This window comes from Extensimonas perlucida (assembly GCF_007655255.1).
Classification (GTDB): domain Bacteria; phylum Pseudomonadota; class Gammaproteobacteria; order Burkholderiales; family Burkholderiaceae_C; genus Extensimonas; species Extensimonas perlucida.
The window spans coordinates 1-22071 of record NZ_VMYE01000017.1 but is presented as its reverse complement, the minus strand read 5'-3'; the positions used below and the strand labels follow the sequence as shown (position 1 = coordinate 22071).

The following is a 22071-nucleotide window of genomic DNA, read 5'->3' as shown; positions in this document are numbered from 1 at the left end:
TGGGTGTTTGAAATTCGCGGCGGGGGGGCCCGGGGGGCCTTCGGGGCGCCTTTGCCGCGCCCCCGCGACGGCAAGGCCGAGGCGCTGTTTCTCGACAGCGTGGCGCCGGGCGCGACGCTCGCCGTGGGCCTGCAAAAAGCGCTGCACGAAGCCATCGCCAAGCTGCCCATCCCCAAGGTGATGAGCTACCAGCTCGAAGCCGGTTGCGCCGACTGCGAGTTGCCCGGCTGGAGCACGGTGCACTTCGTGCGCCCCGCACATGGCCTGGTGGCGCTGCACGGCGCGCAGGTGGTGCCGGTGCACGCGCTGGGCCTGCGCGCCGGGCGCCACACGCACGGCCACCGCTTCGAGGCACAGGCCGACCCGATCGAGCTGCCGCACGCCGACGCCTACGCCGAGGCGCTGCGCACGCAAGGCGCGGTGATCGCGCACTTCGCCGCGCGCCGCGCGCTCATCGAATCGCAGCTCCATCAGGCTGCAGCGCAGGCAGGACAAGCGCTGTCAGCGATCAAAGACGATGCGCTGCTGGACGAAGTCACGGCGCTGGTGGAGCGTCCGAACGTGCTCGTGTGCGAGTTCGAGCCTGAATTCCTCGAGGTGCCGCAGGAGTGCCTGATCCTGACCATGCAGGCGAACCAGAAATACTTTCCGCTGCTCGACGCCGCAGGCAAGCTCACGAACCATTTTCTCGTGGTCAGCAACATCAGCCCACAAGATGCGAGCGCCGTGGTCGGCGGCAACGAGCGCGTGGTGCGCCCGCGTCTCGCGGACGCCAAGTTCTTCTTCGACCAGGACCGCAAAAAGCCGCTCGCGAGCCGCGTGCCGCAGCTGGCCAAGGTGGTCTATCACAACCGGCTGGGCACACAGCTCGAGCGCGTGCAGCGCGTGCGCGCGATCGCGCGCGCGATTGCCGCCGCGCTGGCGCAGCAACTCGGAAACAGCGGAGACAGCACGCTGGTGCAGCAGGCCGACCAGGCTGCCGAACTGGCCAAGGCCGACCTGCTCACCGACATGGTGGGCGAATTCCCCGAGCTGCAAGGCACCATGGGGCGCTACTACGCGCTGCACGACGGCCTGCCCGCAGCAGTGGCCGACGCCATCGAAGACCACTACAAGCCGCGTTTTGCTGGCGACAGCCTGCCCCGCGGCACCGTGGGCGTGGTGGTGGCGCTGGCCGACAAGCTCGAAACGCTGGTGGGCATGTTCGGCATAGGCAACCTGCCCACGGGCGAGCGCGACCCGTTCGCGCTGCGCCGCCACGCGCTCGGCGTGATCCGCATGCTGATCGACAAGGCGCTGCCGCTCGAACTCGACGCGCTGCTGGCCGCCGCCGTGCCCGCATTCGGCAGCCTGATCGAAGACCAGCGCGCGCCGCTCGCCGACTTCATCTACGAGCGCCTTGCGGGCCTGCTGCGCGAGCAGGGCTATGCGGCACGCGAGGTCGAGGCCGTGCTCGCGCTGCGCCCGCAGCGCCTGGCCGACGTGCCCCAGCGCTTGCAGGCCGTGCGCGCGTTTGCCACGCTGCCCGAGGCCGAGGCGCTGGCCGCGGCGAACAAGCGCATCGCCAACATCCTCAAAAAAGCCGGCGACGCCGAGCAGGTGGTCGATGCCCACGTGAGTGCGCTGCTGCTGCAGGAAGATGCCGAGCAAAACCTTTATGCGGCCATGCAAAGCACAGTGCCCCAGGCTGATGCGCAGTTCGACGCGGGCGATTACACCGCCGCGCTGCAAACCCTGGCGGGGCTGCGCGCGCCGGTCGATGCGTTTTTCGACGACGTGCTGGTCAATGCCGAGCAGCTCGACTTGCGCCTGAACCGCCTGGGGCTGCTCAAAAAGCTGCACCTCGCGATGAACCGCGTGGCCGACCTGTCGCGCCTGGCCGTGTGACGCCGGCAGGTGCGCCAGCGCAGGAGCCCATCGCATGAAGCTCGCCATCCTCGACCGCGACGGCACGCTGAACCTGCCGGGTGACGGCTATATCGCCTCACCAGACGAGTGGATCGCCCAGCCGGGCGCGCTCGATGCCGTCGCCCGTCTCAACCACGCGGGCTGGCACGTGGTGTTGGCCTGCAACCAGCCCGGCCTGGGGCGCGGCCTGTTCGACGTGAAGGTGCTCAACGCCATCCACGCCAAGATGTACCGCCAGCTGGCCGCCGTGGGCGCGCGCATAGACGCGGTGTTTTTCTGCCCGCACGCGCCGCAAGAGACTTGTCGCTGCCGCCTGCCCCAGCCCGAGTTGCTCGCGCAGATCTGCGAGCGCTACGGCGTTGAAGCCGAGCAGCTGCTGGTCGTGGGCAGCAGCATGGCATTGCTGCAGGCAGGTGCGACGCTGGGGGCACGCCAGCTCCACCAGGTGCAGCAGGCCGGTGGCGCCAGCACGGCGGCGCAAGGCATGGGGGCGCCGCCAAGCCCGCCCGATGGGCCGTCGCAGCCCGTGCCAGAGGTGCGAAAACATGCCAGCCTGGGCGCGCTGGTCGAGCATTTGCTGCAGGCCGAGGCCGTGCCGCTGCCCGCGCGCCCCGCGCAGATATAGCCTGCGATGGTATTATTTTAGTAGCTTAAAGTGCTTGCCCTTAGAGGGCTATACTGCAAAAACACTCTTACAAATTCGATCGCATGGCCTTGCTGCGTTCTCTCCTGCACCTGCTCTGGATGGGCATCACCGTAGTGCCCTACACGCTGGCGATTCTGTTGTGCCGCGTGCTTGGTGCGCCCAAGACGGTGCTGTACCGCATCGCCCGCGCCTGGCTGGCGCTCAGTATCCGCGCTGCGCACTGGTTCATGGGCATACGCCCGCGCATTCAGGGCATGGAAAATCTGCCCACGGACCAGCGCCAGGGCGTGGTGCTGCTGTGCAAGCACCAGTCGGCATACGAAACCTTTCTGATGCCGGCGATCATGCCCCGTCAACTGGCCTACGTGTTCAAGAAGGAGCTGTTGCGCATCCCCTTCTTCGGCTGGTCCATCGGCAGCCTGGACATGATCCACATCAACCGCAACGACGGCGTGCGCGCCTTCCAAAAGCTCGTGCAGCAAGGCCAGCGCCTGCTGGCGCAGGGCACGTGGATCATCATGTTCCCCGAAGGTACGCGCATACCGCGCGGGCAAAAGGGCGAATACAAAAGCGGCGGCACGCGCCTGGCCATACGCACGGGTGTGCCCGTGGTGCCTATCGCCGTCACCTCGGCGCGCGTGTGGCCGCCCAAGGCTTTCGTCAAGCGTCCCGGCGTGGTCGATGTCTCCATCGGCAAGCCCATCCCCAGCCAGGGGCGGCGGCCCGACGAATTGATGCAGGAGGTCGAAGACTGGATAGAGGCCGAAATGCGCCGCCTCGATCCTGAGGCCTACGCGCCACAGCCTCCCGAGCCGACCAAGGCGCAGGAGCGGCCATGATCCCGCAGCTGCTGCAAGGCTTGTTCGGCGGCTGGGGCACTGCAGCGCAGCCGAACGGGCTGCAAAGTTCAGGGCAAAAAATCCTTGTTGCGCAGGCATATCAAGCGCAAGAAGCTCCTGAAAATGGAGCGAATGCAGCGGTTTTCAGGCATCCGGCAGCGCAGCGCCAGGTCATGCTTGGCGGCGTGCTGGTGGGCTACGCGCTGCAGCGTGTGCGCCGGCGCAGCATAGGCTTCGTGGTCGATGGCCAGGGGCTCACGGTGCGCGCACCTGCTGGCGTGGCGCTGGCCGAGATCGAGCGCGCGCTGCACGGCAAGGCTGGCTGGATCGTGCGCAAGCTGCACGAGGTGCGCTTGCTGCAGCAGCACCGCGAGGCTGGGCGCATCGTCTGGGCCCATGGCGCGCAGCTTCCCTACCTGGGCGCGCCGCTGCGGCTGCAACTGGGCGCCACGCCGGGTGCGCGCGTGCGGCTGGTGGAGTGTGGCGACGAGCGCGCGCTGCAGCTTGCACTGCCGCACGAGGCTGCGGCGCAGCAGGCGCGCGCGCAGGTGCAAGCCTGGTTCCAGCGCCAGGCGCGCAGCCACTTCACAGCGCGGCTCGAATATTTTGCGCCGCAGCTCGAGGTGCGCTGGCAGCGGCTCAGCCTGTCGAGCGCACGCACGCGCTGGGGCAGCGCCAGCGCCGACGGCTCCATCCGGCTGAACTGGCGCCTGTTGCACTACGCGCCCGCGCTGATCGACTACGTGGTGGTGCACGAGCTTTCCCACCTGCGCGAGATGAACCACAGCCCGCGCTTTTGGTGCACCGTCGAAGGCGTGTTGCCCGATTACGCCACGCGCCGCCGCCAGCTGCGTGCGCAGCCCGCTCCGCTGTGGGACTGAGCCCCACTGTGCTCCATTGCGCCCCAACTTCTCGAATCACGCCATGACCGCCCCCGCCGATCCAGCCGCTGCGACACCCGCCGGCCCTGGCTGCACGCCCCCGCCGCCCTCGCTGGCCTATCTGCCCGTAGCCTTGTTCACCACCGTGATGGGTGTGGCGGGGCTCGCGCTGGCCTGGGCCAAGGCCAGCGCGCTCGCGGGCGCGCCCGCGCTGCCCGCGCTGTGTCTGCGCTGGGCGGCGACGGCGCTGTATGTTTTTCTTTTCGTGCTTTATGCCCTCAAGGGGCTGCGCTACCCCGCGCAGGTCGCGGCCGAGCGCGCACACCCGGTGCAGGTCAACTTTTTCCCGGCGATCTCCACCGGCATGGTGCTGCTGTCGATCGCCTGGCTGCCCACGCTGCCGGGCGTGGCGCATGTGCTGTGGAGCGTGGGCGCTGCGGCGCACCTGGCACTTACCCTGCTCTCTGTGGGCAGTTGGATCTTCCACCCGCACTACAGCATCCAGCACGCGAGCCCGGCCTGGTTCATCCCCGCCGTGGGCAACATCCTCATGCCCATCGTCGGCATGCAGTGGGCACCGCCAGACATCAGCTGGTTCTTTTTCAGCATCGGGCTGGTGTTTTGGCTGGTGCTCATGACCATCGTGCTCTACCGCTTGTTTTTTCACGAGCCGCTGCCGCCGCCCATGCGCCCCACGCTGGCCATTTTGCTCGCGCCGCCTTCGGCGGGCTTTGTCGCCTACCTGGCGCTCACGGGGCAGGTCGATGGTTTTGCGCGCGTGCTGTATTCGATGGCCTTGTTCATGTTCTTGCTGCTCGCAAGCCATGTGCGGCAGTTCGCGCGCCTGCCCTTTTCCACGGCGGCGTGGGGCTATTCGTTCCCGCTCGCGGCCTTCACCATGGCCAGCCTCGAGATGGCGCATCGCAGCGCCTCTGCCTGGTACGCCGTGCTGGCATGGGCTTTGCTGGCATTGCTCAGCGTGCTCGTGTCATGGCTGGCCTGGTTGACGCTGCGCGCCGCGGCGCGCGGGCAGTTTGCCCGGCCCTGATGAGCCTGCGCGGGGAACTGTTACAAACTTTCCCGGGGACGTCAGTGTTTCCCGCAGCACGGATTGCCACATAAATTGGTTAGAGTGGCTGCTGAGCCAGCAACTACACATTCAGGAGAATGGAAATGAGTCAGAAAGTCGCATACGTCACCGGCGGCATGGGGGGCATTGGCACGGCCATTTGCCAGCGCCTGTTCCAGGAAGGTTTCAAGGTGATCGCGGGCTGCGGCCCTACGCGCGACCACGCCAAGTGGTTGGCGGAGCAGCAGGCGCTGGGTTTTAGCTTCCATGCGTCCGTGGGCAATGTGAGCAATTGGGAATCGACGGTCGAGGCCTTCGACAAGGCCAAGGCCGAGCACGGCAGCATAGACGTGCTCGTGAACAACGCCGGCATCACGCGCGACCGCATGTTCCTCAAGATGACGCGCGAGGACTGGGACGCGGTGATCGAAACCAACCTCAACAGCCTGTTCAACGTCACCAAGCAGGTCGTCGGCGACATGGTGGAAAAAGGGTGGGGCCGCATCATCAACATCAGCAGCGTGAACGGCGAAAAGGGCCAGGCCGGGCAGACCAACTATTCGGCCGCCAAGGCCGGCATGCACGGCTTCACGATGGCGCTGGCGCAGGAGCTGGCCGCCAAGGGCGTGACGGTGAACACCGTGAGCCCGGGTTACATAGGCACCGACATGGTCAAGGCCATCCGCCCCGAGGTGCTCGAAAAAATCGTCGCCACGGTGCCGCTCAAGCGCCTTGGAGAGCCGCGCGAGATTGCCTCCATCGTCGCTTGGCTCGCGTCTGAAGACGGCAGCTACTCCACGGGGGCGGATTTTTCCGTCAACGGCGGCTTGCACATGGGCTGAGCGTGCGCCGCGGCGTTACCCAACAAAAAACCCCGCGAAAGCGGGGTTTTTTGTAGCGGCGTCGAAGGAAACGCTACGTAAAACGCAGCATGCGGGGCGGATTCAACAGCCGCGCGCCGGTGCGCGCTTGCGATCGCGTTCGTCTTCGGGCCAGAGGGTCAGAGGTGAGGTGGTTTGCATGACAGAAAACTCCTGTGATGTCCTGAAAAACGCCGCAGGTTTCCGTTGCGTTGACAGGGTCAGGAAATTTTTTCGGCCCGCGCATGGGGAGTGGTTTCCGACGCCCTGCAGGCATTCAGCCTGCAGCAACCGTGTCGGCCGCAGCGCTCAGCGCCTCGAGCGCGGCGCCGAGTTCGAGCCAGCGGTCTTCGAGCGCGGCGATCTCGTCGCTGCATTCCTTGAGACGGCGGCCGCAGTTTGCGATGTCGGCGGGCGCGAGCGGCTGCGTGAGGCGTTCCTCGAGTGCGCTTTTTTCGGCGCTGAGCGCGGCCAGGCGCGCATCGATCTGCGCGATCTCGCGCTGGAGCGGGCGGGTCTTTTCGGCCAGCTGCTGGCGCGCCTGGGCGCTTTGCCGGCGCGCTTCGCGTTGCGACACGGTGGGCGCCGCAGTTTCAGGGTAAAAAACGGTGTTTGCGCTTGATACATCTGCGCTAGCAGCTATGAATTCAGGAGTATTTGCTGCGTCGGCCTGCACAGCTTGCAGGCGCGCCAGCTCGCGCAGGCGGCGGCTTTCTTCGAGCAGGTAGCGCTGGTAGTCGTCGAGGTCGCCGTCGAAAGGCGCGACCGTGCCGCGGCCCACGAGCCAGAATTCGTCGCACACGGAGCGCAGCAGCGCGCGGTCGTGGCTCACCAGCATCACCGTGCCGTCGAAGCCGTTGAGTGCGACTGCGAGCGCCTCGCGCGTGACCAGGTCGAGGTGGTTGGTCGGCTCGTCGAGCAGCAGCAGGTTGGGGCGCTGCCAGACGATCATGGCCAGCACCAGGCGGGCTTTTTCGCCGCCGCTCATGCTGCCCACGGCCTGCTGCACCATGTCGCCCGAAAAGTTGAAGCTGCCCAGGTAGTTGCGCAGGTCCTGCTCGCGGCTGGGTACAGTGTTCGTGGGGCCGAGCTCGCGCGCCAGGCGCACCATGTGTTCGAGCGGGTTCTCGCCGGGGCGCAGCAGGTCGAGCTCCTGCTGCGCAAAGTAGCCTATGCGCAGGCCCTTGCCCTCGGTGATGCGTCCGGCCAATGGTGGCAGCTGGCGCGCGATGGTTTTCACCAGCGTCGATTTGCCCTGGCCGTTCGCGCCCAGAATGCCGATGCGCTGGCCCGCGAGCACCGAGCGGTTCACGTGCTGCAAGATGGTGCGCACCTGCCCGTCCGCGCTGCGGTAGCCGAAGGCGGCGTCGCTGAGCGTGAGCATGGGGTTGGGCAGGTTGGGCGGCTCCTTGAATTCGAAGCTGAATTCGGCCTCGGCGAGCACCGGGGCGATTTTTTCCATGCGCTCGAGCGCCTTGACGCGGCTTTGCGCCTGCCGCGCCTTGGTGGCCTTGGCCTTGAATCGGTCTATGAACTTTTGCAGGTGCGCGATTTTGTCCTGCTGGCGCGCGTAGGCGGACTGCTGCAGCGCGAGCTGCTGCGCGCGCAGCTCCTCGAAGCGGCTGTAGTTGCCGCCGTAGCGCGTGAGGCGGGCTTGCTCCAGGTGCAGCGTGACGGTGGTCACGGCGTCGAGAAACTCGCGGTCGTGGCTGATCACGATCAGCGTGCCGGCGTAGCGCTGCAGCCAGGCTTCGAGCCAGACCAGCGCGTCCAGGTCGAGGTGGTTGGTGGGCTCGTCGAGCAGCAGCAGGTCGCTCGGGCACATCAGCGCGCGCGCCAGTTGCAGGCGCATGCGCCAGCCGCCCGAGAAGCTGCGCACGGGCCGATCGAGCTCGGCCACTTGAAAACCGAGGCCGAGGATCAATGCCTGTGCGCGTGCCACGGCGTCGTGCGCGCCGGCGTCGGCGAGATCGCTGTGCGCCTGCGCGATGGCCATGCCGTTACCGTCGCGCTCGGCCTGCTGCAAGGCTTGGCGCAGCTCGACCAGGCGCGTGTCGCCGTGCAGCACGAATTCGGTGGCAGGTTCGTCGGTTTCGGGCATCTCCTGCGCGACCTGGGCAAGGCGCCAGCCGGGCGGGAAGAAAAATTCACCGCTGTCTTCGTGCAGGTCGCCGCTCAGCAGCGCAAACAGCGAGGACTTGCCCGCGCCGTTGCGCCCCACCAGGCCCACGCGCTCGCCGGGGTGGATGGTGGCGCTCGCGTGGTCGAGCACGAGCTTGCTGCCGCGGCGCAGGCAGATGTCTTTGAGCGTGATCATGCGATGGACTGCACGAAGGCGTCGGGCGCGCACAACGCTTCGCGCGGGAGCAGCAGCACCTGGTCTGCGCCGGCGCTGGTGTCGAGCCAGATCGGCTGCAGCCGCGGGAAGGCGGCCTCGAAGTGCGCGCGTTCGTTGCCGATTTCGAGCACGAGCACGCCGTGGGGGCTCAGGTGCGCGGGGGCATCGGCGAGCAGGCGGCGGATGAAGTCCATGCCGTCGGCGCCGCCCGCGAGTGCGAGCGCGGGCTCGGCGCGGTATTCGGGCGGCAGCTGCGCCATGCTCGCGGCGTTGACGTAGGGCGGGTTGCACAGGATCAAATCCCACGGACCCGGCAGCTCGGCGAGGCCGTCCGAGCGCTGCAGCCGGATGCGCTCCTGCAGGCCGTGCTTTGCGACGTTGATGCGTGCGACTTCGAGCGCCTCGGGCGAAATGTCGGCGGCGGTCACCGCGACATCGGGCCAGACCAGCGCCGCAAGCACGGCGAGGCTGCCGTTGCCCGTGCACAAATCGAGCACCTGGCGCGTGTCGGCGCTGAGAAACACATCGAGGCTGCCATCGACGAGCAGCTCGGCAATGAAGCTGCGCGGCACGATTGCGCGCTCATCGACATAAAACGGCACGCCCATGAGCCAGGCCTCGTGCGTGAGGTAGGCGGCGGGCTTGCGTGTGCGTATGCGTTCATCGAAAAGCGTAGCTACTTGCGCAAGCTCAGCAGGCGTGATGGGGCGATTTGCCATGCCATTTTCCGGCTCATCTTCGGCCCCATCGCCGGTGATGGGCGTGTCGAGCGGCAGGCCCAGGCGCCAGAGGATCAGCCAGGCCGCCTCGTCGCGTGCGTTGCTGGTGCCGTGGCCGAAGGCCACGCCTGCGGCTTCGAGCAGGCGCGTGCCGGCGTCGAGCAAGGCGCCCAAGGTCGCGCCCTGCAAGGCGGGCAGGGCGGCGGGGCCGTACTGGTTGTGCTCGGTTGCGCTCATGCCGGGGCTGCCAGAGCCTGCGCGGCGGCTTGGGCCTCGAGCGCTTCGAGCGTGCGGCGGTAGATATTCTTGAGCGGCTCGATGTCCGCAAGGCACACGTGCTCGTCGATCTTGTGGATCGAGGCGTTGGGCGGGCCGAGCTCGATCACTTCGGGGCAGATTTGCGCGATGAAGCGCCCGTCGCTCGTGCCGCCGGTGGTCGAGAGCTCGGTCTCGATGCCGGCTTCGGCGCGTATGGCCTGCTGCACGGCGCGCACGAGCTCGCCCACGGGCGTGAGGAAGGGCTGGCCGCCGAGCGTCCAGCGCAGGTCGTATTCGAGCCCGTGGCGGTCGAGCACGGCGTGCACGCGCCGCTGCAGCGCTTCGGCGGTGGATTCGGTGGAAAAGCGGAAGTTGAAATCGACCTCCAGGCGGCCCGGGATGACGTTGGTCGCGCCGGTGCCCGCGTGGATATTGCTGATCTGCCAGGTCGTGGGCGGGAAAAAGGCGTTGCCTTCGTCCCAGGTGGTGGCGGCAAGTTCGGTGAGCGCGGGCAGCGCCTGGTGGATGGGGTTGCGCGCGAGCTGCGGGTAGGCCACGTGGCCCTGGATGCCGCGCACCGTGAGCTTGCCACTGAGTGTGCCGCGGCGGCCGTTTTTGATCATGTCGCCGCTGCGCTGCACCGAGGTGGGCTCGCCGACGATGCACCAGTCGAGCCGCTCGCCGCGCGCGCGCAGGTGCTCGACCACGACCTTGGTGCCATCGACCGACGGGCCTTCCTCGTCGCTCGTGAGCAGCAAGGCGATTTGCAGATGCGGCTGCGGCGTGGTGGCGAGGAATTCCTCGACCGCGACGACGAAGGCGGCGATCGAGGTCTTCATGTCGCTCGCGCCGCGCCCGTAGAGCTTGCCGCCGCGCTGCGTGGGCAGGAAGGGGTTGCTGCTCCAGTGCTCGAGCGGGCCCGTGGGCACGACGTCGGTGTGGCCTGCGAATACTATTGTTTTCGGAGCTTTGTGCGCTGATTCATCAGCCGCTGCGGGCCTTTTTGCCCATAGGTTGCTGACGCGGAACTCGGGCGGGCCGCTGTCCATGCGTTCGCAGACGAAGCCCAGCGGCGCGAGGCGCTGCGCGAGCAGTTCGAGGCAGCCCGCATCTTCGGGCGTGACGGAGGGCCGGGCGATGAGCTGCTCGGCCAGTTGCAGGGTGCGGGACATAAAAAGAAAAGAAAAGGCGGGCGCTTGGTCGGTTCAGTGGGCTCAGTCAGGATGCACGTCGAGCACGATTTCGGTGAACGAGGGGGTGTCGTCGGGGGCTTCCTGCACTTCCTTCTGCGCCTTGGCGGATTTTTCCGCGAGCGCGAAATCGTTTTGCAGGCGCCACATGAGGTTGGTGGGCGAGTCGGCGTTGGCCAGGCCTTCCTCGCGCGCGATGTGCCCCTCCTGGATGAGCCGCGCCAGGTCTTCCTCGAAGGTTTGCGAGCCCTCGGCCATGGACGACTCCATGGCTTCGCGTATGCCCGAGAAGTTGCCCTGCTCGACCAGTTCGGCCACGAGTTTGGTGTTGAGCATGACTTCGGCCGCGGGCAGGCGCGTGCCTTGCACGGTACGCACCAGGCGCTGCGAGACGATGGCGCGCAGGGCCGAAGAAAGGTCGCCGAGCATGGTGGGCCGCACTTCGACGGGGTAAAAACTCAGGATGCGATTGAGCGCGTGGTAGCTGTTGTTGCCATGCAGCGTGGCCAGGCACAGGTGGCCCGACTGCGCGTAGGCGATGGCGGCGGACATGGTTTCGCGGTCGCGGATTTCGCCGATCAGGATCACGTCGGGCGCCTGGCGCAGCGCATTTTTGAGCGCGACTTGCAGCGACTGCGTGTCCGTGCCCACCTCGCGCTGGTTGACGATGGATTTTTTGTTCTTGAACTGGTATTCGATCGGGTCTTCCACCGTGAGGATGTGGCCCGAAAGCTCGTGGTTGCGCTTGTCGAGCATGGCTGCGAGCGTGGTGCTCTTGCCCGAGCCTGTGGCGCCCACCACCAGCACGAGGCCACGCTTTTGCAAGACCAGATCGCCCAACACCGGGGGTAGGTGCAGCGATGCCAGCTCGGGAATTTGCTGCGTGATGAAGCGAATCACGACCGCGCAGGTGCCGCGCTGGTGCATCGCGCTGATGCGAAAGCGCCCCACGCCGACCAGTGGCACGCCCATGTTGAGCTCCCCCGTTTCTTCGAGCTCCTCCATGCGCTCGGGCGGCACGATCTCGGCCAGCAGGTCGCGCGGTGCGTTCGGCGGCAGCAGCTGGTTGTTGATCGGCACGCACTCGCCATGGATGCGGATCAGTGCCGGCGCGCCGGCCGAAAGATACACGTCCGAGGCCTGCTTTTCGCCCATCAGACGCAAAATCCGCTCCATCATGCCCATGGGAGGCTCCTTTCGTGGTGGTGTGCACCCACGCGGTTTCAGGCGCGCAGCAGGTCGTTGAGGCTGGTCTTGGCGCGCGTCTGCGCATCGACGCGCTTGACGATGATGGCCGCGTACAGGCTGTATTTGCCGCCGTCCTTGGGCAGGCTGCCGCTGATCACGACCGAGCCTGCGGGCACGCGGCCGTAGCTCACTTCGCCCGTGGCGCGGTCGTAGATGGGTGTGCTCTGGCCGATATAGACGCCCATGGAGATGACGGAGTTTTCTTCGACGACCACGCCCTCGACGATCTCCGAGCGCGCGCCGATGAAGCAGTTGTCCTCGATGATGGTCGGGTTTGCCTGCAGCGGCTCGAGCACGCCGCCCAGGCCCACGCCGCCCGAGAGGTGCACGTTCTTGCCGACCTGCGCGCACGAGCCCACCGTGGCCCAGGTATCGACCATGGTGCCTTCGTCGACGTAGGCGCCGATGTTCACGTACGAGGGCATCAGGATCGCGCCCTTGGCGATGAAGCTGCCGCGCCGCGCCACGGCAGGCGGCACCACGCGCACGCCCAGCGCCTGCAGCTCGGCGGCCGATGCGCCGGCGAATTTGGTCGGCACCTTGTCATAGAAAGCCAGGTCGCCCGCGCGCATGAGTGCGTTGTCCTTGAGGCGGAAGGACAGCAGCACGGCCTTCTTGATCCACTGGTGCACCGTCCACTGGCCCACGGCCGCGCGCGTGGCCACGCGCAGGCGGCCCGCGTCGAGCTCGGCGATCACGTGCTCGACGGCGTCTTGCACCTCTTGGGGTGCGCTCGTCGGCGAAAGGTTGGCGCGGTTGTCCCACGCGGCGTCTATGGTGGCTTGCAGTTGTTGCGTCATGAAGGTCAGGCAGAAAGGGCGGGTGAAAGGGTCAGGCGGAACAGGATTGGATGAACTGCACGATGCGCTGCGCGGCTTCGAGGCATTCGCTGGTCTCGGCCACGAGGGCCATGCGCACGCGCTGCGCGCCGGGGTTGCTGCCGGCAACTTCGCGCGCCAGGTAGCTGCCGGGCAGCACCGTCACATTGTATTGAGCCAGCAGCTCACGCGCGAAGGCTGTGTCGCTGAGGCCGAGCGCCGCAGGCACGCCAGCCCAGAGGTAAAAGCCCGCGTCGGGCAGGCGCACGTCCAGCACCTGCGCGAGCAGCGGCGTGACTTCGGCAAACTTCTGCCGGTACAGCGCGCGGTTTTGCTCCACGTGCTGCTCGTCGCCCCAGGCGGCGATGCTCGCCGCCTGCACCGCGGGCCCCATGGCGCCGCCGTGGTAGGTGCGGTAGAGCAAAAAAGCGCGGATCAGCTCCGCGTCACCCGCGACGAAGCCGCTGCGCAGGCCCGGCACGTTGCTGCGCTTGGACAGGCTCGTGAAAGCCATGAGGTTTTTGAAGTCGCTGCGCCCCAGGCGTGCCGCGGCCTGCAGGCCGCCCAGCGGCGGCTCGCCCTGGAAGTAAATCTCGCTGTAGCACTCGTCCGAGGCGATCACGAAGCCGTGGCGCGCGCTCAGGGCGAAGAGCTTTTCCCACTCCGCGAGCGGCATCACGGCGCCCGTGGGGTTGCCCGGCGAGCACACATAGACGAGCTGCGTGCGCCGCCACACGGCCTCGGGCACGCTGTCCCAATCGACGGCAAAGTTGCGCTCGGGCCGGCTGGGCACGTAGTGCGGCGTCGCACCTGCGAGCAGGGCTGCGCCTTCGTAGATTTGGTAAAACGGGTTCGGGCAGACCACGATGGGCGCGTCTTCCGGCGCGCCTTTGCTCTTGGAGGCGTCGATCACCGTCTGCGCAAACGCAAACAGTGCCTCGCGCGAGCCGTTCACGGGCAGCACCTGTGTGGCCGGGTCGAGCTGCAGGCCGTAGCGGCGTGCGAGCCAATCGGTGAAGGCCGCGCGCAGGCGCGGCTCGCCGGCCGTGGCGGGGTAGCTCGCCAGGCCGTCCGTGTGTGCACACAGGGCGTCTTTGATGAACTGCGGCGTGGCGTGGCGTGGCTCACCGATGCCCAGGCTGATCGGGCGGTAGTGCGGCGCGGGCGTGACGTCCGCAAAGAGCTGCTTGAGCCGCTCGAACGGGTAGGGCTGCAGGCGCGAGAGCAGGGGATTCATGGGCGCGGATTATCGCGCGCTGCTGCGGCCTGCACGCGCCCGCTCCTTCCGCGCTTTCGTCAGGTGGCAGTGTGCGTGCGGATCGCCTGCTCGGCTGCGGCCAGCGCCTGCGTGCGGGCCTCGTCACCCATGGCCACGCCTTCGGCGCGCACGATGCGGATGTCGGTAATGCCGAAAAAGCCCAGCACGGTCTTCAGGTAGTTTTCCTGATGGTCCATGGCGCGCCCCATGTCGCTGGTCGAATACACGCCGCCGCGGCTCGAGGCGATGAGCACCGTTTTGCCCTTGGCCAGCCCTTCGGGGCCGTTGGCCGTATAGCGAAAGGTGTATCCCGGCTGCGCGAGGCGGTCTATCCAGGCCTTGAGCTGGCTGGGGATGCCGAAGTTGTACATGGGGGCACCGAGCACGACCACGTCGGCTGCGAGGAACTGGCGCACCAGGCGTTCGGTGACGGCGTTTTCGCGCTTTTGCGCTTCGCTCAGGCCCTCGCTTTGCCCCAGGCGCAGCGACATCGCGTCGAAGGTGAAGTCGCCCGGTGGCTGCGCGACCAAGTCCAGATACTCGACCTCGGTGCCGGGGTGGCTGGCCTGCCAGGCCGCGACGATTTTGGCGCTCAGCTCGCGCGAGACCGAGGCGGCGCCGGTGATGGCGGAATCGACGTGAAGCAATCGCATGGTTTCTCCTAAGCAAAAAACAAATGACAGGCCAAAGATTGTGGAATTCGCTCTCTTGATCGACAAGACGGCAAAAATGCACGGTATCGTTCCATTTTTGGAATGATGAACGCTACCCATGCCCCAGCTGCCCGACTTCAACGACATGCGCTACTTTGCCGAGGTGGTGGAGCGTGGCAGCTTTGCCGCAGCCGCGCGGGCACTCGGCATGCCCACGTCCAGCCTGTCACGTCGCGTGGCTGCGCTCGAAGCCGCGCTGGGTCTGCGCCTGCTGCAACGCAGCACGCGGCGGCTCGCGCTCACCGAGGTGGGCGCGGCCTATCTGCGCCACTGCCAGGACTTGCGCGCTGCGGCGCAAGCGGCGGCGGACACCGTGGCGCAGGTGCAGACCACGCCGCGCGGCACTGTGCGCGTGAGCTGCCCCGTGACACTCGCGCAGACCATGCTGGGCGAGCTCATGCCCGATTTCCTGGCGCGCTACCCCGAGGTGCGCGTGGAGATGCAGGTCAGCAACCGCGTGGTCAACCTGATCGAAGAGGGCCTGGACGTGGCGCTGCGCGTGCGCCCCACGCTCGACGACAGCGGCAGCATGGTGGTCAAGCGGCTCGACGATGCGCACCAGGTGCTCGTGGCGAGCCCGGCACTGCTCGCGCGCCAAGGCATGCCCGAGACGCTCGAAGCGCTCGCGCAGCTCGACAGCATCGCCATGTCGGCCGTCGATGGGCGCTGCACGCTGCGCCTGATCGGCCCGCTCGGGCGCGAACACAGCCTGCACTATGCGCCGCGCTACGTCGTCGATGATCTGCTCACGCTCAAACTGGCCGCGCTCGCGGGCGTGGGCATGTGCTGGTTGCCCGACTATTTATGCGCCGACGAAGTGCGCGCCGGCCGCCTGGTGCATTTGCTACCCGAGTGGGCGCCGCCGCCGGGCATCGTGCACGCCGTGTTTCCCTCGCGCCGCGGCTTGCTGCCGGCGGTGCGCTGTTTTCTGGACTTCCTCGGCGAGACCCTGCCGGGGCGCAGCCGGCCGGTATGACGCGCAACTTCGGAATTGGATGACACTCCAAAGGGTGTAAGTTTGTGTAAGTTTGGGCTGACATGCTTGCACCAGACGAGGAGACGTTATGCCAGGGAATTTTTTGCTTGCACCGGGGCTGGGGCTCATGCGCCGTCTGCAGTTGCCGGGAAAGTTGGTTTTGTCGGGCGGGGCTTGGCTCGCGGGCATGGCGCTTGCCATGCTGGGGCTAGGCTGGTGGGGCCTGTTTGCCGGAGTTTTGCTTGGGCTGTATTTGTGCGCGGCGCTGTACCTGAGTCTTGCGCAGGACCTCGCCGCGCTGGCGCGTGCCTTGGAGCGTGCAATGCAAGGGGACTTGGCGGTGCGTGCGGATGTAGGGGGGCGGGATGAGGCCGGCGCATTGGCACAGCTGCTGGACCGCATGGTGCGTACGCTCTCTGCCATGGTGGCCGACATTCGCAGCAATGCCGCGCTTGTGGCCCAGGGAGGCCAGAGTCTGGCCCAAGGCAACCGTGCGCTGGCCGAGCGCACCGAAGCGCAGGCAAGCAGCCTCGAAGAAACGGCCAGCAGCGTGCAGCAGCTGTCGTCCGCGGTGCAGAACAACGCGCAAGTCACACAAGATGCCGATCGGCGCGCGGCCCAGGTGCGCCAAGCGGCCGACGAGGGTGCCCAAGCCATGGCGCAAGCGGTTGAATCGGTGCAGGCGATCCAGCACGGTGCACGCCGCATGGCCGAGATCATTGGGGTGATCGACGGCATTGCGTTTCAGACCAATATCCTGGCGCTCAATGCTGCCATCGAGGCGGCCAGGGCGGGCGCGCAGGGGCGTGGTTTTGCCGTGGTGGCGACCGAAGTGCGCACGCTGGCACAGCGCTCGAGCGATGCCGCCCACGAGATTCGGGCCCTCATCCAGGAGTCGGTGCGGCAGGTGGAGGCAAGTTCTGGCCTCATCCGCAAAACGGGCACCGGCATCGCCGCCATGGCCGAGGGTATGCACCGCGTGGCGGCGAACATGAGCGAAATTTCTCATTCGAGCGCCGAGCAAAGCACCGGCCTGCATGAAGTCAATCTGGCCGTGCAGCAACTCGATCAGATCACGCAGGACAATGCGCAAATGGCGCAGCACGCCGTCGCGCAAGCGCAGGCGCTGCAAGGGCGGGCGGCTGCTCTGTCACGGGCGGTGTCCACGTTTCGTCTGCAGCAAGGCACCGCGGACGAAGCCATGGAATTGGTGCGCAAAGCCGTGGCGCTCTGCAAAAACAGTGCGCGCGAGGCATTTTTGCGCCGCATCACCGATCCCGGCGAGCCTTACCACGACCGCGACATGTATGTGTTTGTGCTTGACGCTTCCGGCATTTACCTCGCCTTTGGCGGCAATCCGGCCAAAGTGGGTACGAGGGTGCAAGACATTCCCGGTGTGGACGGGGAAAGCTTGCTGCACGGCATCGTTGCGCAGGCAGATCGAGAGCCGGGGTGGGTGGAATACGACATCACCAACCCACTTGACGGAACAGTGCAGACCAAAATGTCGTTCGTCACGCGCATCGGCGACCTGTACCTGGGCTGCGGGGTGTATAAAACTCTGGCGCAACGCTGAGGGGCCGCTGCGAGCACTTATGCCAAAAAGCCAAAAAAAGCCCGGCACGGGGCCGGGCTGTAAAGGATCCCTGAAACGGGGTTTCGAGAGGATCCAAGGAGACAACTGTTGGAGCCTACCTGAAGTCGGGGCGGTGTGCGCGGATTCAAGAGGCTGTGTATCTACCGTGCTGCAGGCTTTGCTCAACGCTTGCGCGGAGCAGCCGACTTGGCGGCATCGGCGGCCGTCTCGGCCACGGCGCTGATGTTGGCTTGGGCCATGTCGGTGGCTTGCTTGACGGCTTTTTGCATCGACTCGAAAGCGTTCGTGGCGGCGGAGACGGCGCTCTTCATCACGGCCACGGCGGTTTCGGAGCCAGCGGGGGCGTTCTTGGCAGTGCTGTCGATCAGGGTGGTGAAGGCCTTTTGTGCATCGGCAGTCTGGGCTTCCAGCGCCTTGGTGAATTCCGCGCTCGTGGCAGAGGCGATCTCATACATCTGGCGGTTGTAACTGGCGATTTTCTCGGCCAGGGGCTGGAGCATGGTGGTTTGCAGTGTCAACAGCTCTTGCGGGTCCTTGGCGCTCAGCAGCGACTGCATTTGCGTGCTGGCGTCGGTCAGGGCGGCGCGCGAAGTGGACAGGTTGAGCTCCACCATTTTTTCCAGGCCGTCGAAGGCCTTGTTGGCCAGGCCGAAGAGGGTTTCCATGTTGCCTTTGTGGGTGGCCATGACTTGCTCAGGGGTCAGCGACATCTCATATCTCCTAAAAATCCGGTCTTTACGACCAGGGGTTACAGACATCTGCCCTGGTCTGACCTTGCGTCATGTTGCAGTGCAGCATGGGGCGAATTTTAGGGGTTCGAATCGGGAATGCAAGAAGTTTTTGTTGCAGTGCAGCAATTTTTTCAGGATTAGAGGGTTTTTTCAAAAAAAGCCAATCCGCTGGGCTGCGGGGCCTTTTTGGCAGAATCTTCGCCCATGACCGAGCCCCTTACGCCTTCTTCTGCCGCACGGCCGGCACCCGCGCCGCGCAGTGCCTACCGCGTATTTCGTGCCATCGGCACGCGCTGGATGGACAACGACGTTTACGGGCACGTGAACAACGTCGTCTATTACAGCTGGTTCGACACTGCCGTGAACGCGTACCTGATCGAGCAGGGCGTGCTCGACATCGAGCGCAGCACGACCATAGGTCTGGTGGTCGAGACGCAATGCAACTATTTCGCGCCGCTGGCCTTTCCGCAGACCGTCGAGGCCGGGCTGCGCGTGGCGCGGCTGGGCGGATCGAGTGTGCGCTATGAGGTCGGGCTGTTTGCGCAAGGCATGCCGCACACGGCGGCGGCAGGGCATTTCGTGCATGTCTATGTGGATCGTGCGACGCGCCGCCCCGTGCCCTTGCCCGAGCCTTTGCGCGCAGCGCTGCAGCCATTGCTGTGCGCGTGATTGCTAGTGATAATGTAGCTATCTACGCCTGCCATATAAGCGTAAAAGGCATTTTTGTCCTGAATCGATGGCGGTAGACCGGCACAGCCGCAGAGCGTGAACGAGGAGACACCATGAAACATCGCCGCGCGTGGAGATGGCCGGCCCGTGCCGTCTGTGGCGCCGTTCTGGCTGCCGTTTTGGGCGCCGCGCCGGGGCTTGCGCTCGCGGGTGGGCTGGATGGGGCGAGCCTCTCGCCGCTGTGGGGCCTGCCGTTCGCGGGGATGCTGCTGTCGATCGCGCTGCTGCCCTTGGTAGCGCCGCTGTTTTGGCACCACCACTACGGCAAGGTGGCGGCGGGCTGGGCGCTCGCGTTTTTGCTGCCTTGCGCGGCGGTGTTCGGCCCAGGCGCAGCAATAGCGACTTTGGCGCACGCGCTGCTGGCCGAATACCTGCCGTTCGTGATTTTGCTCACCGCCTTGTTCACCGTGGCGGGTGGGATCTACCTGCGCGGCAACCTGCACGGCAGCCCGGGGCTGAACACGGCGCTGCTCGGTGCGGGCGCGCTGCTCGCGAGCTGCATGGGTACGACGGGCGCGTCCATGCTGCTGATCCGCCCTTTGATTCGTGCCAACGACGACCGCCGCCACGTCGCGCATGTGGTGGTGTTCTTCATCTTCATCGTCTCGAACGCGGGCGGTGCGCTCACGCCGCTGGGCGATCCGCCGCTGTTTCTGGGTTTTCTGCAGGGCGTGGATTTTTTCTGGACGCTGCGCCATGTGTGGGACAAGGCGCTGTTTCTGGTTGGCGCGCTGCTGATTATTTTTTATGCGCTCGACAGCTGGTTCTACCACCGCCGCGAGGAGCTGCAAGCCACGGACCCCACGCCGGACACGCACGCTTTGGCCATTGAGGGCAAGGTCAATTTGGTGCTGCTTGTGGCCATCGTGGGACTGGTGCTGCTTTCTGGCGTCTGGAAGTCGCCCGTCGCGTTCGAACTTGCGGGCGTGCCGCTCGGGCTGCCGGGCCTGGTGCGCGACGCGGGGTTGGTGCTGGTCACGCTGTTGTCGCTGCGCACTACGCCGGCGCAGGTGCACGCGGCCAACCAGTTCGGCTGGGCGCCCATGCAGGAGGTGGCCAAGCTTTTTGCGGGCATTTTCCTGACCATTGCGCCGGTGATCGCCATGCTCAAGGCGGGCACGCAGGGGCCGTTCGCGGCCATCGTGGGCGCCGTCACGCGCGCCGACGGCACGCCCGATCCGGCCATGTATTTTTGGGCCAGCGGGGCGCTGAGCTCGTTTCTCGACAATGCCCCGACCTACCTGGTGTTTTTCCACACTGCGGGTGGCGACGCGGCCACGCTCATGGGGCCGCTCGCGCCCACGCTCGCGGCGATCTCGGCCGGTGCAGTGTTCATGGGCGCCAATTCGTACATCGGCAACGCGCCGAACCTGATGGTCAAGGCCATCGCCGAAGACCGCGGCGTGCGCATGCCGGGTTTTTTCGGCTACATGCTCTGGTCGGGCGGCATCTTGCTGCCCCTGTTTTTGCTGATGACCTGGATCTGGTTCTTATGACACCAAAACCGCGCATTCTCGTGGCACGCGCGATCTTTCCCGAAGTGATCGAGCGCCTCGCGCAGCACTTCGAGGTCGAGGCGAACGTGCATGACGACATCTGGTCGCCGGCCGAATTCGCGGCGCACCTGCGCGACAAGGACGGCGTGCTCACCACGGGCAGCGAGCGCATCGACGCGGTGCTGCTCGCGGCCTGCCCGCGCCTGCGCATCGTCGCAAACATGGCCGTGGGCTACAACAACTTCGACCTCGCGGCCATGGACGCGGCGGGCGTGCAGGGCACGAACGCGCCCGGCGTGCTCACCGAGACCACGGCTGATTTCGGCTTTGCACTGCTGCTGGCGACGGCGCGCCGCGTGACCGAGGGCGAGCGCTACCTGCGCGCGGGCCAGTGGAAGCGCTGGTCTTACGACCTGCTGGCGGGCGCCGAGGTGCACGGCAGCACGCTGGGCATCATCGGCATGGGACGCATAGGGCAGGCGATCGCCCGGCGCGGCGCGCACGGTTTTGGCATGCGCGTGATCTACCACAACCGTTCGCGCTTGGCGCTCGAGGTCGAGGCCGAATGCAAGGCCAGCTACGTGGGCAAGGAGGAGCTCTTGCGCACGGCTGACCACGTGATGTTGGTGTTGCCCTACACGCCCGAGTCACACCACACCATAGGCGCGCCCGAGCTCGCGCTGATGAAGCCCACGGCCACGCTGGTGAACATCGCGCGCGGCGGCATCGTCGATGACGCGGCGCTGGCCGAGGCGCTGCGCACACGGCGCATCGCCGCCGCGGGGCTGGACGTATTCGAGGGCGAGCCGCAGGTGCACCCGGGCCTGCTCGAGGTGCCCAACGTGGTGCTGACGCCGCACATCGCCAGCGCCACGCTGCCCACGCGCCTGGCGATGGCGCAGCTCGCGGCGGACAACCTGATCGCGTTCTTTGGGGGGCGCGGGCCGCTCACGCCGGTGAATCGGCCGCACCCAAGCAGCGAAACCACCGTTTGAGCATGAAAAATGCCTAAAACGCTAGTAGATCGTTCCGCTAATAAGTTTACAAATACTCTCTGAGCTGCCATGATCGTCATAGCATTTGACTTGGAGGTGATCATGGGACGGAGAAGCGGGCGAGCGGCGTTGGTGCTGACTGACGAGCAGAGATCGAAGTTATCCGCACTGGCGGCCTCGCGTACGGCGCCGGTGCGCGAAGTCGAGCGCGCCGGGGTTCTGCTCAAATACGCGCAAGGCTTGTCGATCAGCGAGATTCAGCGGCAGTTGGGCGTGAGCCGACCGATGATTTATAAGTGTATCGACAAGGCACTGGCGGCCGGGATCCAGGCGGGACTCAAGGATGCCTACCATCGGCCGCACGCGCCTGAGATCACCGACGAGGCCAAAGCTTGGGTGGTCAGCGTAGCCTGCACCAAGCCGAAGGAGTTTGGGCTGGCAGCCGAGTTGTGGAGCGTCTCGGCATTGGCGCGCTATGTGTCCGAACAAGCCACGTTGTCGGGCTTTCCGCGTCTTGCCGGCGCTGGCAAGAGTACGGTGTGGCGAATTCTGGACGAGAACCAACTCAAGCCCCACAAGATCGCCTACTACCTGGAGAAGCGCGACCCCGACTTTGACCGGAAGATGCATGAGGTGTTGATGGTCTATCGGGACGTTTCGCTCTACAGCGAAGGTGCCGTTCATGATGGGCGGCCGAATCCGATTTACACGGTCAGCGTCGATGAGAAGCCAGGGGTTCAAGCGATTGGCCTGACGGCTCCCGACTTGCCGCCGGTTCCCGGCAAGGCGCCCACCGTGAGCC

Annotated in this window: 20 protein-coding genes; 12 read left to right on the top strand and 8 right to left on the bottom strand. The window is 66.2% G+C overall.

Features of this window, described 5'->3' with window-relative positions:
• The 6 genes from glyS to phbB form a co-directional block, all read left to right on the top strand.
• A partial coding sequence (gene glyS, locus FK527_RS12955; RefSeq protein ID WP_144734732.1) for a glycine--tRNA ligase subunit beta occupies positions 1 to 1887 on the top strand: 1887 nt, incomplete at its 5' end.
• 34 nt (positions 1888 to 1921) lie between these two features.
• Positions 1922 to 2533, top strand: coding sequence for an HAD-IIIA family hydrolase (locus tag FK527_RS12950; protein WP_144734624.1), 612 nt, complete (start codon positions 1922 to 1924; stop codon positions 2531 to 2533).
• 83 nt (positions 2534 to 2616) lie between these two features.
• Positions 2617 to 3393, top strand: coding sequence for a lysophospholipid acyltransferase family protein (locus FK527_RS12945; protein ID WP_144734622.1), 777 nt, complete (start codon positions 2617 to 2619; stop codon positions 3391 to 3393).
• Positions 3390 to 4274 (top strand): M48 family metallopeptidase, encoded by an 885-nt coding sequence (locus tag FK527_RS12940; RefSeq protein WP_144734620.1) that lies wholly within the window; start codon positions 3390 to 3392, stop codon positions 4272 to 4274. The genes FK527_RS12945 and FK527_RS12940 overlap by 4 nt, the downstream gene beginning before the upstream one ends.
• A gap of 43 nt (positions 4275 to 4317) precedes the next feature.
• Positions 4318 to 5322, top strand: a complete 1005-nt coding sequence (locus FK527_RS12935; RefSeq protein WP_144734618.1) for an SLAC1 anion channel family protein — start codon at positions 4318 to 4320, stop codon at positions 5320 to 5322.
• A gap of 125 nt (positions 5323 to 5447) precedes the next feature.
• A complete protein-coding gene (gene phbB / locus FK527_RS12930) occupies positions 5448 to 6185 on the top strand; it encodes an acetoacetyl-CoA reductase (protein WP_144734616.1) in 738 nt (245 codons plus the stop codon).
• A gap of 295 nt (positions 6186 to 6480) precedes the next feature.
• On the opposite strand, the gene FK527_RS12925 is transcribed toward phbB, so the two are convergent.
• From FK527_RS12925 to FK527_RS12895, 7 genes are read right to left on the bottom strand one after another with little or no spacing between them, the layout of a single operon-like run.
• Complete coding sequence (locus FK527_RS12925) at positions 6481 to 8520, bottom strand: ATP-binding cassette domain-containing protein (protein WP_144734614.1); 2040 nt, start codon at positions 8518 to 8520, stop codon at positions 6481 to 6483.
• On the bottom strand, positions 8517 to 9497 hold the full coding sequence (prmB, locus tag FK527_RS12920; protein ID WP_144734611.1) for a 50S ribosomal protein L3 N(5)-glutamine methyltransferase: 981 nt from the start codon (positions 9495 to 9497) through the stop codon (positions 8517 to 8519). The genes FK527_RS12925 and prmB overlap by 4 nt, the downstream gene beginning before the upstream one ends.
• A complete protein-coding gene (gene dapE, locus FK527_RS12915; RefSeq protein WP_144734608.1) occupies positions 9494 to 10690 on the bottom strand; it encodes a succinyl-diaminopimelate desuccinylase in 1197 nt (398 codons plus the stop codon). The genes prmB and dapE overlap by 4 nt, the downstream gene beginning before the upstream one ends.
• 42 nt (positions 10691 to 10732) lie before the next feature.
• Positions 10733 to 11893 carry a PilT/PilU family type 4a pilus ATPase gene (locus FK527_RS12910; protein WP_144734605.1) on the bottom strand — a complete coding sequence of 387 codons (1161 nt, stop codon included), beginning with the start codon at positions 11891 to 11893 and terminating at the stop codon, positions 10733 to 10735.
• A 38-nt stretch (positions 11894 to 11931) separates the two neighbouring features.
• Positions 11932 to 12756, bottom strand: coding sequence for a 2,3,4,5-tetrahydropyridine-2,6-dicarboxylate N-succinyltransferase (dapD, locus tag FK527_RS12905; RefSeq protein ID WP_144734603.1), 825 nt, complete (start codon positions 12754 to 12756; stop codon positions 11932 to 11934).
• Positions 12757 to 12787: 31 nt separating this feature from the next.
• On the bottom strand, positions 12788 to 14011 hold the full coding sequence (gene dapC / locus FK527_RS12900) for a succinyldiaminopimelate transaminase (protein ID WP_144734600.1): 1224 nt from the start codon (positions 14009 to 14011) through the stop codon (positions 12788 to 12790).
• Between the two features lie 59 nt (positions 14012 to 14070).
• Complete coding sequence (locus FK527_RS12895; protein ID WP_144734596.1) at positions 14071 to 14685, bottom strand: FMN-dependent NADH-azoreductase; 615 nt, start codon at positions 14683 to 14685, stop codon at positions 14071 to 14073.
• Positions 14686 to 14812: 127 nt separating this feature from the next.
• Here FK527_RS12895 and FK527_RS12890 point away from each other — a divergent pair, with 127 nt between their 5' ends.
• Together FK527_RS12890 and FK527_RS12885 are read left to right on the top strand one after the other, a co-directional pair.
• Positions 14813 to 15721, top strand: a complete 909-nt coding sequence (locus FK527_RS12890; protein ID WP_144734729.1) for a LysR family transcriptional regulator — start codon at positions 14813 to 14815, stop codon at positions 15719 to 15721.
• Positions 15722 to 15809: 88 nt separating this feature from the next.
• Positions 15810 to 17297: a methyl-accepting chemotaxis protein gene (locus FK527_RS12885; RefSeq protein ID WP_144734593.1), complete on the top strand. Its 1488-nt coding sequence runs from the start codon at positions 15810 to 15812 to the stop codon at positions 17295 to 17297.
• Between the two features lie 182 nt (positions 17298 to 17479).
• On the opposite strand, the gene FK527_RS12880 is transcribed toward FK527_RS12885, so the two are convergent.
• Positions 17480 to 18028, bottom strand: a complete 549-nt coding sequence (locus FK527_RS12880) for a phasin family protein (protein ID WP_144734591.1) — start codon at positions 18026 to 18028, stop codon at positions 17480 to 17482.
• Positions 18029 to 18253: 225 nt separating this feature from the next.
• Between FK527_RS12880 and FK527_RS12875 the strand changes: the two genes are divergently transcribed.
• The 4 genes from FK527_RS12875 to FK527_RS12860 form a co-directional block, all read left to right on the top strand.
• Positions 18254 to 18718 (top strand): acyl-CoA thioesterase, encoded by a 465-nt coding sequence (locus FK527_RS12875; protein WP_144734588.1) that lies wholly within the window; start codon positions 18254 to 18256, stop codon positions 18716 to 18718.
• 113 nt (positions 18719 to 18831) lie between these two features.
• Positions 18832 to 20274: a sodium:proton antiporter gene (locus tag FK527_RS12870; RefSeq protein ID WP_144734585.1), complete on the top strand. Its 1443-nt coding sequence runs from the start codon at positions 18832 to 18834 to the stop codon at positions 20272 to 20274.
• Positions 20271 to 21269 carry a 2-hydroxyacid dehydrogenase gene (locus FK527_RS12865; protein ID WP_144734582.1) on the top strand — a complete coding sequence of 333 codons (999 nt, stop codon included), beginning with the start codon at positions 20271 to 20273 and terminating at the stop codon, positions 21267 to 21269. Before FK527_RS12870 ends, FK527_RS12865 begins: the two co-directional genes overlap by 4 nt.
• 102 nt (positions 21270 to 21371) lie before the next feature.
• A partial coding sequence (locus FK527_RS12860) for an IS630 family transposase (RefSeq protein WP_144734726.1) occupies positions 21372 to 22071 on the top strand: 700 nt, incomplete at its 3' end.